The sequence below is a fragment of the Caballeronia sp. SBC1 genome (assembly GCF_011493005.1).
Lineage (GTDB): Bacteria > Pseudomonadota > Gammaproteobacteria > Burkholderiales > Burkholderiaceae > Caballeronia.
In genome coordinates, this window is the sequence record NZ_CP049157.1 from 878,760 (window position 1) to 892,083 (window position 13,324).

13 protein-coding genes are annotated in these 13,324 nt (G+C 60.1%); 8 read left to right on the top strand and 5 right to left on the bottom strand.

Annotated features, from left to right (window positions below; genetic code table 11):
• Nucleotides 1-16 precede the first annotated feature (16 nt).
• Complete coding sequence (locus SBC1_RS21985) at nucleotides 17-274, top strand: DUF4242 domain-containing protein (protein ID WP_165096312.1); 258 nt, start codon at nucleotides 17-19, stop codon at nucleotides 272-274.
• A 19-nt stretch (nucleotides 275-293) separates the two neighbouring features.
• Nucleotides 294-3,344, top strand: a complete 3,051-nt coding sequence (locus SBC1_RS21990; protein WP_165096309.1) for a helix-turn-helix transcriptional regulator — start codon at nucleotides 294-296, stop codon at nucleotides 3,342-3,344.
• A 207-nt stretch (nucleotides 3,345-3,551) separates the two neighbouring features.
• Here the strand turns inward: SBC1_RS21990 and SBC1_RS21995 are convergent, their stop codons facing one another.
• Nucleotides 3,552-4,706 (bottom strand): epoxide hydrolase family protein, encoded by a 1,155-nt coding sequence (locus SBC1_RS21995; protein WP_165096304.1) that lies wholly within the window; start codon nucleotides 4,704-4,706, stop codon nucleotides 3,552-3,554.
• A 175-nt stretch (nucleotides 4,707-4,881) separates the two neighbouring features.
• Complete coding sequence (locus SBC1_RS22000; RefSeq protein WP_165096301.1) at nucleotides 4,882-5,280, bottom strand: RidA family protein; 399 nt, start codon at nucleotides 5,278-5,280, stop codon at nucleotides 4,882-4,884.
• Between the two features lie 247 nt (nucleotides 5,281-5,527).
• Here SBC1_RS22000 and SBC1_RS22005 point away from each other — a divergent pair, with 247 nt between their 5' ends.
• The 3 genes from SBC1_RS22005 to SBC1_RS22015 all read left to right on the top strand — a co-directional run bounded on the left by SBC1_RS22005 (nucleotide 5,528) and on the right by SBC1_RS22015 (nucleotide 6,907).
• The gene (locus tag SBC1_RS22005; protein ID WP_165096298.1) at nucleotides 5,528-5,863 is read left to right on the top strand and encodes a helix-turn-helix transcriptional regulator; all 336 of its coding nucleotides are present in this window, start codon (nucleotides 5,528-5,530) and stop codon (nucleotides 5,861-5,863) included.
• On the top strand, nucleotides 5,860-6,387 hold the full coding sequence (locus SBC1_RS22010) for an SRPBCC family protein (RefSeq protein WP_165096295.1): 528 nt from the start codon (nucleotides 5,860-5,862) through the stop codon (nucleotides 6,385-6,387). Before SBC1_RS22005 ends, SBC1_RS22010 begins: the two co-directional genes overlap by 4 nt.
• 97 nt (nucleotides 6,388-6,484) lie before the next feature.
• Nucleotides 6,485-6,907 carry a DUF1801 domain-containing protein gene (locus tag SBC1_RS22015; RefSeq protein ID WP_165096292.1) on the top strand — a complete coding sequence of 141 codons (423 nt, stop codon included), beginning with the start codon at nucleotides 6,485-6,487 and terminating at the stop codon, nucleotides 6,905-6,907.
• A 121-nt stretch (nucleotides 6,908-7,028) separates the two neighbouring features.
• On the opposite strand, the gene SBC1_RS22020 is transcribed toward SBC1_RS22015, so the two are convergent.
• Entirely contained in the window at nucleotides 7,029-7,982 is a 954-nt protein-coding gene (locus SBC1_RS22020; protein WP_165096287.1) for a helix-turn-helix domain-containing protein, read from the bottom strand.
• 109 nt (nucleotides 7,983-8,091) lie between these two features.
• On the opposite strand from SBC1_RS22020, the gene SBC1_RS22025 reads away from it, so the two are divergent.
• The gene (locus SBC1_RS22025; RefSeq protein WP_165096284.1) at nucleotides 8,092-9,339 is read left to right on the top strand and encodes a DUF1479 domain-containing protein; all 1,248 of its coding nucleotides are present in this window, start codon (nucleotides 8,092-8,094) and stop codon (nucleotides 9,337-9,339) included.
• Between the two features lie 29 nt (nucleotides 9,340-9,368).
• Here SBC1_RS22025 and SBC1_RS22030 read toward each other — a convergent pair whose 3' ends face one another.
• Nucleotides 9,369-9,560, bottom strand: coding sequence for a hypothetical protein (locus SBC1_RS22030; RefSeq protein ID WP_206366104.1), 192 nt, complete (start codon nucleotides 9,558-9,560; stop codon nucleotides 9,369-9,371).
• A 313-nt stretch (nucleotides 9,561-9,873) separates the two neighbouring features.
• Complete coding sequence (locus tag SBC1_RS22035; RefSeq protein WP_165096281.1) at nucleotides 9,874-10,749, bottom strand: LysR family transcriptional regulator; 876 nt, start codon at nucleotides 10,747-10,749, stop codon at nucleotides 9,874-9,876.
• Nucleotides 10,750-10,877: 128 nt separating this feature from the next.
• Here SBC1_RS22035 and SBC1_RS22040 point away from each other — a divergent pair, with 128 nt between their 5' ends.
• Complete coding sequence (locus tag SBC1_RS22040; RefSeq protein ID WP_165096276.1) at nucleotides 10,878-11,744, top strand: alpha/beta hydrolase; 867 nt, start codon at nucleotides 10,878-10,880, stop codon at nucleotides 11,742-11,744.
• 145 nt (nucleotides 11,745-11,889) lie between these two features.
• Complete coding sequence (locus SBC1_RS22045) at nucleotides 11,890-13,284, top strand: MFS transporter (protein WP_165096273.1); 1,395 nt, start codon at nucleotides 11,890-11,892, stop codon at nucleotides 13,282-13,284.
• The last annotated feature ends 40 nt before the right edge of the window (nucleotides 13,285-13,324 follow it).

Here is a 13,324-nt window from a genome sequence, read left to right on the forward strand (position 1 = left end):
CAGACCGGAGGAATCAATGTCGCTATTTCTGATCGAACGCCAGTTCGCTGAGGAACTGAAGCTGGACGCCGCCGGTGCCGCCGCGCTCAAGGAAATCAATGACGTGAACGGCGTCAACTGGCTGTTCTCGTTCTTGTCGGCGGACCGACGGAAAACCTACTGCCTTTATGAGGCACCCAATGCTGATGCGATTCGCGAAGCCGCCAGGCTCGCCGGCCTGCCGGCCGACGTGGTGGTGGAAGTCAGCGAGTTGCGACCCGAGGCATTCATCTAGGTAATCGGAGGCGGGAAGGATGCAGTGCCCCCTATGCTGCCGGGACAATCGTCCGGACGCCCGCTTTTGCGACGCCTGCGGCGCGTGCCTCACGGCGCATGCGGCTGATGAGACAGCGGGGGCGTTGGTCGTCGGCCGCGAAACCGAACTCGCCGCGCTCGCTGATTTGCTCGGACGAATGGTCAGCGGCCAAGGTGCGATCGTCGCGCTGGTCGGCGAGCCCGGCATCGGCAAGTCGCACACCGCACAGACCCTGGCCCGCCGCGCGACCGGCGTGCGTGCGCTTTGGGGGCGTTGCAATGAGGAGCCGGGCGCGCCGCCGTATTGGCCATGGTTGCAGATCATGCGCGTCTGGCTCGAACGCCATGACGACGACGAACTGCGGGCCACGTTGGGCGCTGCGGCCGCGCCCATCGCTGAGATTCTCCCCGAGATCAGGCACCGGTTCACGAATCTGGCGCCCTTGCTGCCGACGCCCGATCCGCAGCAGCAGCGCTTCCGTCTCTTCGACGCAATGGCGGGTTTCTGGAAAGTGGCCGCCGCGACCGAACCGCTGCTGCTGATCATCGACAACCTCCATTGGGCCGACGCGTCGTCGCTCCGGATGCTCGAGTTCTTCGCCGCCGAGATCGCGGACAGCCACATCCTGCTGCTCGCCACCTATCGCGATACCGAATTGGGCCGCCAGCATCCGCTGTCGGTCACGCTTGGTGACCTCGCCCGATACGGCCATTTCCACCGCTTTCGCCTGGCCGGACTCAATCGTCAGGACACTGCGACGCTGATCGCGCAAAGCGGCGGTGCGGGTCTCACACCGCCTCTCCTCGACGGGATCTTCAGCCAGACAGAAGGCAACCCGTTGTTCATCGCCGAAACGACCAGCCTGCTGATTCAGGAGGGCGTGCTGGGGCGCCGCGCAGAAGAACGGGCTGCAGCGCCGCGCGCGCTTGCGTCGATCCGCATTCCCGAAGGGGTAAGGGAAGTGATCGGCCGGCGTTTGAACCGGCTGTCGCCGCAGGCAAACTGTGTGCTCGAATACGCCGCGCTGATCGGCCGGACGTTTGAACTCCAGTTGCTGCGGCGCGTGCTGGACGAAACGCTTGCCCGAAACCTGCAAAACACGATCGAGGAAGCCCTGCATGCCCATGTACTCGAACCGGCCGAGCAGCCGGGCTGGTTCCAGTTCTCGCACGCACTGATTCGCGATACGTTGTACGACGAAATTGCGATACCCACTCGCAGCGGCCTGCATTTGCAAGTCGCGCAGGCAATTGAAGAACGATATAAGGACGACGCGGATCGCCATTTGCCCGCGCTTGCGCACCATTACACCAGCGCGCTGCCCGGCGCGGACGCTGGTCGCGCGACCGACATCGCGCGGCGCGCCGCCGAACGCGCGACCCGGCTCCTCGCCCATGAGGAGGCGGCCCGCTATTACCGGCTCGCGCTTCAGGCGGCAGGCGCAATGAATGCCCGCGATCCGGTGTTGACGATCAGGCTGCTCAACGCACTCGGCGAATCGCTGACAGCCACTGGCGAATATCTGCAGGCGCGCGAAGCGTTTGAACAGGCGATGTCACTTGCCAGTGCTTCGAACGAAATCGACCAGATGACGAGAGCGGCGCTCGGCTTCGAGACCGCCACTTGGGCTCCGGGGCTTTCGGGCCAAGCGGCTGCTCGGCTGCTGCGCGAGGCGCTCGCCGCCCAGGCCAGCGGTGACAGCACCGCCAAGGCGCAGTTGCTGAGCTCGCTTGCGCGAGCGCTGATTTTCAGCGGCGAGGATGCCCAGGCCGCGATCGTGCGCGAACAGGCCGTAGCTATGGCGCGACGCAGTGGCGACACGGGGACGCTTGTTGCGACGCTGGTCGCGACCCTATCCGCGCGCTGGCAGCCCGAGCGCAGCGCGGAGCGGTTGCGGGATATTGATGAAGCGCTTCGTCTGGCCGAAAGAGAGGGCAATATCCTGTACGCGCTCGACGCGCAAGCGTGGCAGCTGTTCGAGTTGATGGAACTGGGTGACCTTTCGACCTGGCTTGAGCGGCTCGAGAAATTCGAGCACCGGGCGGCAGAACTGCGTCAGCCGTTCTTGCGCTACGTGGCTGCTACATCGCGCGCAACTTTTGCACTATTCGAGGGACGGTTCGACGACGCCGAACGCCTGATCGCGCAGGCATTGCAGATCGGCCGCCGCATGCCGGGGCTGGATGCGCCTGGCGTCTATGGCATGCAGATGTTCACGCTGCGATGCGAACAGGGCCGCCTGCGCGAACTGGCGCCGCTCGTGCGGGCCTTCGTGAACGCGATGCCCAAGGCGGGGATGTGGCGCCCCGGTCTGGCGCTGCTCTACGCGGAGATCGATCTGCTCGACGAGGCGCGCAGCGAGTTCGAGGCGCTCGCGGCGGATGACTTTGCGGTTGTCCGCCATGACGGCTTACGCGCGGCGAGTCTGGCGTATCTGGCCCAGGTGTGCGCCCGGCTCGATGACAAGAAACGGGCGGATGTCCTGTATGCAATGCTGCTGCCGTACGACGGCCGCAATCTCCTCATTGGGACGACGGTTGGATGCTTCGGCGCCGCGGCTTCGCTGCTCGGCTTGCTCGCCACGACACAGCGCAAATGGCAAGACGCTCAGCGTCACTTCGAGTCTGCGTTGGCGCTGAACTTCCGGCAGGGAGCATCCCCTGCGCTCGCGCATACACGCTTGCGCTATGCCTCGATGCGGCTGGCCCGCAACGCCGATGGTGACCGCGACGGCGCGAGCGCGCTGCTGGAGGACGCACGGGCTGCGGCGGTGTGCATGGGCATGCGCACGCTGACCGAGCGAATCGACGAGTTACGACGCTCGATCGGGCCTGCGTCATCGCCGGTTTGTCCAGCGGGGTTGAGCGCGCGCGAAGCTCAGGTGCTTCGACTGGTGGCGAGCGGGCTCGGAAATCGCGAAATCGCCAAGCGGCTGTTCCTGAGCCCGAACACGGTCGCCAACCACATTCGGGCGATCCTGGCCAAGACCGAATCCGCCAATCGCACGGAGGCTGCAGCGTTCGCGATCCGCAACGGTTTAGCGGGATAATAACGATCGGACGACCCGAGCGGCGTGCCTACGAGCACGGCCCGAACATGCCTCGCATTGGGTAGCTCGCACAGCGCTCGCTAAGGGCGACCCGAGCTACCCGAACGTACTGCGGGAGTTCCCCTTGAACGGCCTTTATCGTCTCGAACAACGGTCTGTCGGGAAACGCAGAAAGCATCCCGCTGAAAGAGCGATTCTTAACCAATCTCACTCCCGGAAGCGCCTGAAAAAGCGACGAATGTCGGCCGCGAGGAGTTCAGGTTCTTCCATTGCCGCGAAATGGCCGCCACGCGGCATGTCGGTCCACTGCTCGACATTGAACACTCGTTCCAGCCATGTGCGCGGCGGATGGTTAATCTCTTTCGGGAAGTGCGCGAAGCTCACCGGCGGCAATACCCGTTGTCCGGCGGCCAAACGCATGGGCTGCAACCGGTTTTCCCAGTACATTTGAATGGATGTACCAATGCTCTGGGTGTACCAGTAGAGCGATAAATCGGTAAGCAATTCATCTTTCGAAAATCTACGCTCGATAACCCCGTCGCAATCGCTCCACGCTCGAAACTTCTCCCCGATCCACGCAGCCAGCCCGGCCGGCGAGTCGTTAAGCGACGCGGCTAACGTCTGTGGCCGCGTGCCGTGCATATGCGCATAACCGCCCTCAAGCGCAGCCCACTCACCCTTCTCTCGAAGGAAGTTTTGTTCATCGACAGTAAGCGGCGAATTCGCGGCATCGATTGCGGGTTCATACGAGCCCGGCAGAAAGTTGAGATGAATGCCATCGACTACCTGGGAGTGCCGCAAGGCGAGCGCGATCGATACCCCCGCGCCAAGGTCACCACCCTGAGCGCCAAATCGCTCGTACCCAAGACCTCGCATCAACGATGCCCACAGATCGGCCACCTGAAATGCCGAAGTGCCAGGGGCGGCAGGCGCCGGCGAAAACGCAAACCCCGGAAGTGAAGGAATCACGACGTCGAAGGCATCGTTCGGGTCCGCACCGAATGCAGCCGGGTCGCACAAGAGATCAGCCAACGCGTGAAATTCGAAGAACGATCCCGGCCAGCCGTGCGTGATGACCAATGGATAGGGCTTGGGTCCAACACCACGCCGATGAACAAAGTGAACGCGCTGACCATTCACGTCGGCCATGAATTGAGGTTGCTGGTTCAGACCGCGTTCGGCAGCCCGCCAATCAAAGCTGTCAGCCCAATAGCTCACCAATTCGCGCAGCCATGTGGTGTCTATGCCTTGTTGCCACGGCTCAGACGGAGTCATGGGTGCCCACCGGCTGTCGCGCAAACGCCGGCGCAAATCGTCGATCTCAACATCGGACACGGAAATCTGAAATGGCTCGATATGCATGACGCCTCCGCTAGAAAAGTGCAGTCGATTCTCCACGATCTAAGTGGCGGTGTCGAATGCCCGCAATCGGCCACATTCGGTCTAGTGATGAAGCTCCTAAGCCGATGACCCCACAGAGACATTCGAGAAGATACAACGAGCTGCAGAACGCCGATGGTTCACCAGCATTCAAGCATTACGCGTTTCGTTGTAATGCCACGCATTTGATTTCGACCAGCAAGCCAGGGTGCGCCAACTCCGACACACCAATTGCAGTCCAGGCACACATGCCCTTCGGGAACACCCGGTTTTTAACCTCACGAAAGATCGGCATGTGGACACTCATCTGCACGTGATACGTCGTCATGTCGACCACGTCCTCAAAAGTACAGCCGGCTGCATCGAGTAGTAGTCGCAGGTTTTCCCAGCATGCGAGGAACTGTGCCTCGGGATCGCTGATCACTTCCAGTTCGGGTGTACGACCGACCTGCCCCGCGCAAAATACCGTGGCTCCTACTTTTACAGCGGGCGCGTAACCCGCGCGTTCGACAATGGCTTGCATCCGGTCGGGAACAATAATTTCGCGGTCTGCCATACAGGTTTTCCTTCGTAAGATTGGCGGGAGAATGTGATTTAAAACCGATGCGACTATACGCGCGGTCTGTGTTAAAGCGCGAGGAAAGCGGCCATCCGTCGCATTTGATTGAGTGCCTCAAAGTGGGCGTATTGGGTCGACTCATCGCCACGCCGAATAAGAGCGTCATGAAGAACAGCACGCTAAATCGCACCGCCCACATTCGCATGGCTTGACACGTATATACTTCACGGCGTATATATAAGAAATGGAATCGACATTCGCCATCATCGCCGAGCCTAGCCGCCGCGCCATCCTGAGTCTGCTCGCAACTTCCGAGCGGTCCGTGGGTGATATCGAGGAGAAGTTAAACCTCTCGCAGCCCTCGGTTTCAAAGCATCTGCGGGTGCTTCGAGAGGCCGGATTCGTGGAATCGCGCGTCGACGCGCAGCGGCGTCTTTACCGGATCAAACCGGAACCACTGATGGAGATAGACGCCTGGCTCGCTCCATTCCGCCAATTCTGGTCGGTCCACGTCGACGCTCTGGAACGCCACCTTGATCAGATGGATCCTGTACCACGCACAAAGGGTAAAAACCGATGAGCAACCGCGACGAATATATGCCAGGCCCAGCCGCCGGCGCCGAAGTCCGAAAGGATGGAGAAAAGTGGACACTGATCCTCGTGCGCGAGTTGCGCCATCCGCCCGAGAAGGTGTGGAAAGCGTTGACCGATCCGGCCAGTCTGCGTGAATGGGCGCCGTTCGATGCGGACCGAAGCCTCGCGTCTGTCGGCCCCGTCAAGCTTTCGACAGTCGGAATGCCGACGCCGAACATCTCGGACACGCACGTGACACGCGCCGACGCGCCGAACCTGCTTGAGTATCGTTGGGGCGAAAATGACATGCGATGGCAACTTGAGCCGCTAGGCGACGGCACGCGTCTTACGCTCTGGCATAACATTGATCGCGGTTTCATATCGATGGGTGCAGCCGGCTGGCACATCTGTCTCGATGTGCTCGACCGGCTCGTGGCGGACGAACCTATCGGACGTATCGTCGGCGGTGAAGCAATGAAATTCGGTTGGCCGCGCTTGAACACCGAGTATGCGAAGCAATTTGGAATCTGAAGCCCGGCGCGCGCAAGGGGACGACGTTCAACTCTCCGAGCGCAGGGAAAGGCTTGCCCCGAAATCTGGAAGCGTCTGGAAGTCTTAGGAGGAAAACATGAAAAAGTCGGATTCGACCGAGGGCCAGCCGGCATCTGAGTTGATTGACAAAAGAATCACCGACCTTGGCGACTGGCGCGGAGAGACTTTGAGCAGGATGCGCGAGCTCATTAAAGACGCAGACCCGGACGTCGTGGAGGAGTGGAAGTGGATGGGTACGCCGGTATGGTCGCACGACGGGATCATCTGCACCGGCGAGTCCTACAAGTCGGTAGTGAAATTGACCTTCGCCAAGGGGGCTTCGTTGAAGGATCCGTCCAAGCTCTTCAACTCGAGCCTCGACGGGAACACGAGGCGCGCGATTGATATCCATGAGGGCGAGGAGGTCAACCCGGCGGCGTTCAAGACGCTTATTGGTGCGGCTATCGCCCTCAATACATCCAGTGCAAAGGCAAAGGCGAAGCCAAAACGAGCGAAGTAAGCTACGGGATTCGTTCCCTCTTTGGGCCGGGCAGGCTCTCCGCGTGAGCCTCGCCCGTCGGACCAAATGTACCAGAGCGGGCACCGAATCACCCACGTCGCGAGTGCGTAAACACCCTGCTCTATTCGCTATCCTTATCAATCTGTTTTCTTCGAAGCGATGGAGAGCGTTCGGTTAGCCGGGCAACATCGTCGTCATCCGGAACGCCAGCCCCGGCAAACTCCCGGCGATACGCCGCGGGAGTCGTTTCTTTCACCGTCTTGAACTGCCGGTTGAAGTTGGAAACATTCGCAAATCCGGACCGTGCCGCAATGACAGAAACAGGCAACGATGTGTCACTCAGCATTCTGCAAGCATGCCCGATCCTCACGCGTGTCATGTACTGGCCCACGCTTTCGCCCATGTGCTGAGCGAAGTAGCGCGCGAGTGAGCGCTCCGAAAGGCTCGCAGCCGCACACAGTTCCGATAGCCGCAAAGGTTCGGCGAAACGTGCTTCTATCAGCGAAAGCACCCGGTTGATGCGTTCGGGCTCATGGCCGGAAGGCCCACCCTCTCGGTCGTTGAAAGCGCTGGGCGACGCGAGCGGTTCGCCCGCTGAGTCGGCGAGCATGCACAGGATATCCAGCGAGGCAGCAAGACGTTCGCGGGCCGCGCTCGACAGCAGTTCGCCCATACGCTCGCGCATCGCGCCTCCCGCCTCAGGTTCGAACGCCAGTCCGCAAGCCGCCCTGCGCAACAACTTGCGCAGCGGTTCGTATTCCGGGCAACAATCCGCGAGTCGCCGAGCCCACTCACCGTCGAACCAGATCACGATTGCTACCTGTGGCGAGGACGGCTCAATAGAGCGGTTCGACGCCCACGTGTGCGGAAGATCCGGCGGCACCAGCACGAGGTCGTCAGACCCGTAGGTGGCCACTGAATCGCCAATGTAGCGCTTCCCGTGACTGTTCATTGTCAGCGTCAGTTCGTATTCCGGGTGGTGATGCCACTCGAACGGAATGCGAGAAAGCCGCCGGTGGTAGATCCGGACGGAACAGTTGCTGCCGAACTCGACATGTTCGTATGCTGGCTTCATAGCTGCGCATTCATGGCTGAACAAGCAAAGTAGTTGTCTGGATAGTATCACCACGAAGAACGCGTGCGGCATATGCTTCGGTCATGTCAATACCCATACGGAGACAGCCATGACTGCACTGATAATTGACGATCTACCCGCCGCGATTCGCCAGGCCAAACGAGAGTTGCGCGAACAATTGCCGAATTATCGGCAGGTTTTCGCCGACGTCGAACAAGCGATCATCGCCGAGGCAAAGCTCATTACCGAACAACGCAATCGCGGCGAAGCCGTCATCCCCGAGATTCAGTTTTCCGATATTGCCGGACAGCGCGTGACCGCTGAACAGGTCAAGCTCATCAAGGCGCGAGGCGCATGCGTGATTCGCAATGTGTTCGACGCCGTGCAGGTTGAAAGCTGGGACCGTGACATTGCGAACTACGTCGAGCGCAATGATCTGGACACACGCCTGCAAAACCGCGCGGAAGACAAATACTTTGGCCAATTGGCGTCCAGCAAGCCACAGATCTACGGAATCTACTGGTCAAAGCCGCAGGTGCTTGCGCGCCAGGCGCCCTCTCTGACAACCGCACGAATCTTCCTGAACCGGCTGTGGCGCAGCGAGAGCGAAGGACGCGTGCACTTCGATCCTGATCACGTTCCTGTCTATGCCGACCGTCTGCGTCGCAGGCCGCCGGGGTCCGCGTCGCTCGGCCTCTCCGCTCATTGCGATGGGGGCTCGGTTGAACGCTGGATAGAAGGTAATTTCCGCAAGGTGTACCGGCATGTCTTCGATGGAAACTGGCGTCAATATGATCCGTTCGACGCTGCGTTCAGACCGGACGTTCAAGAGATTGCATCCCCGGCGGTGTGCTCGATGTTCCGCACTTTCCAGGGCTGGACGGCGCTCACGCCGCAAGGCCCGGGCGACGGCACGCTGCAACTCGTGCCAATCGCAAACTCCATGGTGTATATCCTGTTGCGCGCGCTTCAGGACGACGTAGCCGACGACGACCTCTGCGGTGCCATGCCGGGGCGAGCGTTGTCGATCAAGCAGGAATATCACGCACCCTTGTTCGACGCGCTCTCATCAATCCCGCAGATGCAAGCGGGCGACACCGTGTTCTGGCACAGCGATGTGATCCACGCGGTCGAGGACGCGCATCGGGGTCAGGGCTATAGCAACGTGATGTACATCTCGTCGGCGCCGGCATGTGCCAAGAACGACGAATACCTGAAACGCCAGTTGCCGAGTTTTCTGGAGGGCAGAAGCCCGCCGGACTTCCCGGCTGATCATTTCGAAGTCGACTTCACCGGACGAGCCACTGCCGACGACCTGACCGCGCTAGGCAAGTCGCAACTTGGCTTTGGTTTGTAGGCACCGCTTACTGGGCCATATAGCGAACGTCAAACCAGTAGCGAAATGATTCCTCCAACTGTGAGCCCCGCAGCGATCCATCTCCCAGCCGTGTAGAACTCGTTGCGATTCTGTTGCGGCTGGTCGGGACGTTCGAGTCCGAGCGTCCCGTACGCAAGCGATTTGACCGCCGATACGTTCGATGCTGAACCCTCGTCACTGCTTGCATCCTGACTAGCCATTGCAGTCCCTTCGGGCGAAATCGTGACGGCCGAATCCTGTGTCGTGGCATCTGCCGGTCGGGCCGTTTGCGACGTTTGCGACGTTTGCGCCGGGTCGACGTCGTCGTCCAATATGGACCGTTGGTCAATCGCGGCACTCGAAGTCGATATCGTCGGCTGCGAAGTTAGCGACGACGCGGCATTGCCTATCTGCATAGCAAATCCCTCATCCTCTTTGTCGGCCTCTTCAGCTTATCGACTCTAGCGGTCCGACCTTTAGGGTTAGTAAGGATGGGTAAGACACGGGCAATGCGTCGTAAGAATCCAAGGTCACTCAAGCCAATGCCTGCAGCAGCTTCTGACGCACTACTGCCGTAATCTCGAGCTGCCGGTCATTTTCAAGTATGCCGATTACCCGCTTGAGCGGACCGTATGGAAGTTGTAGTGCAATCAGCGAATGATCACGCGCCCATGCCACATGCTTAAGCAAGGGCAAGATGGAAATTCCCACGTTTTGCCGGACCAGGTCGATGATTGCGGCCACTGAATTGACCTCGAGAATCTCCTTGGGTTTTATCCGCATGCGCCGCAAGGTCTGCTCGACTTTTGCTCCCGTGGGCGAGCTCCGGTCGAAGCGAATGAACGGATGACTCTTCAGCAAGGTTGCGACGTCTGCCTGTGCCGTCGCAACCCGCGTGCTTGCAATCAGCATCAGCGGCTCTTCATAAAGCGGCGTCCATTGAAGATTCACAGGCATCTCGTACGGTATCTGCACGGTAAGCGCGGCGTCTATCTCGGACGCCTTGACCTGCTCCGCGAGCTCTCCGGTATGACCGAGCACGAGCCGGACATCGAGTGCCGGATACTGCGCTTTCAGACTGACCAGGTTCTCCGACAGAAAGCCCATGGCCGAAACAATCGCGCCCACGGTAATGCTGCCGGCGATCTCGCGCCCCGTGTCCGCGTCAGCCAGCATTGCCTCATACGCCGCGATCAGTTTGCGCGCCTGGGGGATCAGCACGCGGGCGGCGGGGGTCAGCGTGATGACCCGCCCTGACCGGTAGAACAGTGGCCTTCGGAACTCTTCCTCTAGCGCACGCATCTGCTGTCCGACCGCTGCCTGGGTCAATGCAACGCGACCCGCGGCGGCAGCGAAGGAGCCGTATTTTTCGACGGCCAGGAAGGTGCGCAAAAACCGGATGGTGCTCATGGCAATGGCATTCCAACGTGACGAGACTAAAGATTTAGTTTAGTTTGTGTAAATATAAATCAGATAGTTTTTTAATATGACCGCCTGCACAATTGTACGGTGAACCATTCCACTACAAGGCTGCAGACATGTCTCAGGCAACCCCCGCCTCGTCCATGGACAAACCCGCCGATCGCGGACAAGCGTATTACGAACTTGGTTCGACAACCGTGTTTGCGTCGCGCAACGACCCGCGTTTCGCTTACACGTTGTACGTGCCTGAAACAATTCTCGAGTCGGGCAATAACGTCGAACTCGTCGTGGCCATGCACGGAACCGGGCGTCAATTCGCCCACTACCGCGATGCGTTTGCGGAATTTGGCCGCTGGAACAACTGCATCGTTTTATGCCCGCTATTTCCGGTCGGCGTGCGCGGCGACGGCAATCGGGACGGTTTCAAACATCTGATTGAAGGCGACATTCGCTATGACCGCGTGCTGCTCGACATGGTGGACGAGATCAGCGAGCGTTATGGCAAGCGTTTCGACCGGTTCGCGTTGTTCGGCTTCTCAGGCGGTGGGCAGTTTGCAAACCGTTTTGCGTACCTGCATCCGGAAAAATTATGGGCCGTGTCAATCGGTGCGCCGGGCTCGGTGACCCTGCTCGATATCAACCGCGACTGGTGGGTCGGCTTGCGTGGTTTCGAGCAGCAGTTCGGCAAGGCATTCGACCTCGACGCGTTGCGCCGCGTGCCCGTTCATATGGTGGTCGGCAAGGCGGATCTGGAAACGTGGGAAATCACGCATCGGCAAGGTGGCCGTCATAACATGCCGGGAGCGAACGACGCCGGCGCCACTCGTCCAGAGCGTATCAGGACGCTCAAGGCTTCATTCGAAGCGGCAGGGGTCAGTGTTGAACTGGATGAACTGGATAACGTGCCACATAACGGCATGATGGCCGTGAGCGCGGTTCAGGACTTCCTTGCAAGCGTGCTGCGCGCGCGCCGGTCCAGCTAGTTCAACAACATCAAACGATACCAAAAAATAAGCTCGCTAATCCGCGAGGCTCTCTCGCCCCGGGGCGCATTCGCGTCCCGGGCCGGCGGTGCATATCGCGCTATTTGCCTGCTCTTTAGCGGCAGCGCGCAGGAGGAGATGACCTATGAATCCAGCAGGACACGAAGGCGCATCAACGCCCGCTGCACCTGACCTAAGGCAAGTCCGCCGCGCACTGGTCGCATCGGTGATCGGGAGCGGCTTCGAGTGGTTCGACTTCACGGCGTACGTGTACTTCTCGAAGATCATCGCAGAGGTGTTTTTCTCCGTGGGAAGCAGCGTAGTGTCGATGTCGCTTGCGCTTGCGACATTCGCCCTTGGCTTTCTCGTCAGACCGCTTGGCGGGGTTCTGCTCGGCATTTATGCGGATCGCGTGGGACGTACGCGGGCACTTTCGTTGGTGATGCTAATGATGTGTGCGGGCACGCTGATACTGGGGCTGGCGCCGGGTTATGCGACCTTGGGCGTTGCGGCTCCTCTGCTCGTATTGCTGGCACGGCTGATCCAGGGGCTGGCGATCGGCGGCCAGTTCAGTCTCTCGTCGGTGGTTGTGGTGGAAAGCGCGCCGCCGGGCAAGAAAATGTTCTACGGCAGTTTTAATATGTCGTCGCAGGCGCTCGCCATCCTGCTGGCTTCCGGATGCAGCTATCTGCTCATCAATAATCTCTCTTCGAATTCGCTCCTGAGTTGGGGCTGGCGCGTACCGTTCCTGATTGGCGCGCTCATCGGACCGTTGGGCTTTTACATCCGCCATAACATTGCCGAGTCGCCGGAGTTCGAGGCGCTGCGCAAACAAGTGCGCTCAGGTGCCGCGCGTGCTTTTCGGCTGAGCGACTTCGTACGTGAACAGGGCGATGCCGCTTTATGTGCGATGGGCGTGATGATCATTGGGACGGCGTCGAACTATTTGTGGAACGCGTATCTGCCCGTGTATGTGGAACGCCAACTGCATCTCCCGCTTAAGTCGGCGTTGCTTGGAACGTTCATTGGCGGGATCATCAACTTCCTGCTGTTTCCGGTCTCGGGCAAACTCGCCGATAAATTCGGTGCCTACCGGCTTTTCTATCCCCTGGTGATCAGTTGGTTGCTGTGCACGTTCCCGTTGTTCTGGTTCATTGTCTCCGCGCCGTCGCTCTCGCGTCTTCTCATCGCGCAAATTATTGCTTCGATCTTCCAGGTTGCCATCGCAGGTCCGCACCCCGGCATGCTGGCGGGAATCTTCCCGGCGAAGGCGCGATCGACTGGCGTGGCGCTGTCGTATAACCTCGCGGTCACCTTGTTCGGCGGCCTTGCACCACTGACCGTCTCAACGCTGACTCAAGTCACAGGCAGCCACTACGTTCCCGCGTTTTATGTCGTCTTTGCGGCGCTGGTTTCGCTTGCGCTCGTGGCGTTCACGCGTACCGGACAAATGGCGTTGGCTAGCGACCGTGCCAGCCGGAAGCCATTTTCTGCGGCGCAGCACGGACCCACGGCGGACCTTCAGTCTTCCGATAGCTGACCTTCAAGCCCCCCCAGCGCACGCCCGGCGCCAATTCGCT

Excerpts from the sequence above, each read along its gene's own strand:
- SBC1_RS21990 (WP_165096309.1), top strand. The coding sequence starts at position 294 with ATGCAGTGCCCCCTATGCTGCCGGGACAATCGTCCGGACGCCCGCTTT.
- SBC1_RS22030 (WP_206366104.1), bottom strand. The coding sequence starts at position 9,560 with ATGGCTAGTCAGGATGCAAGCAGTGACGAGGGTTCAGCATCGAACGTA.
- SBC1_RS22005 (WP_165096298.1), top strand. The coding sequence starts at position 5,528 with ATGGAATCGACATTCGCCATCATCGCCGAGCCTAGCCGCCGCGCCATC.
- SBC1_RS21995 (WP_165096304.1), bottom strand. The coding sequence starts at position 4,706 with ATGCATATCGAGCCATTTCAGATTTCCGTGTCCGATGTTGAGATCGAC.
- SBC1_RS21985 (WP_165096312.1), top strand. The coding sequence starts at position 17 with ATGTCGCTATTTCTGATCGAACGCCAGTTCGCTGAGGAACTGAAGCTG.
- SBC1_RS22010 (WP_165096295.1), top strand. The coding sequence starts at position 5,860 with ATGAGCAACCGCGACGAATATATGCCAGGCCCAGCCGCCGGCGCCGAA.
- SBC1_RS22040 (WP_165096276.1), top strand. The coding sequence starts at position 10,878 with ATGTCTCAGGCAACCCCCGCCTCGTCCATGGACAAACCCGCCGATCGC.
- SBC1_RS22045 (WP_165096273.1), top strand. The coding sequence starts at position 11,890 with ATGAATCCAGCAGGACACGAAGGCGCATCAACGCCCGCTGCACCTGAC.
- SBC1_RS22000 (WP_165096301.1), bottom strand. The coding sequence starts at position 5,280 with ATGGCAGACCGCGAAATTATTGTTCCCGACCGGATGCAAGCCATTGTC.
- SBC1_RS22020 (WP_165096287.1), bottom strand. The coding sequence starts at position 7,982 with ATGAAGCCAGCATACGAACATGTCGAGTTCGGCAGCAACTGTTCCGTC.
- SBC1_RS22025 (WP_165096284.1), top strand. The coding sequence starts at position 8,092 with ATGACTGCACTGATAATTGACGATCTACCCGCCGCGATTCGCCAGGCC.
- SBC1_RS22015 (WP_165096292.1), top strand. The coding sequence starts at position 6,485 with ATGAAAAAGTCGGATTCGACCGAGGGCCAGCCGGCATCTGAGTTGATT.
- SBC1_RS22035 (WP_165096281.1), bottom strand. The coding sequence starts at position 10,749 with ATGAGCACCATCCGGTTTTTGCGCACCTTCCTGGCCGTCGAAAAATAC.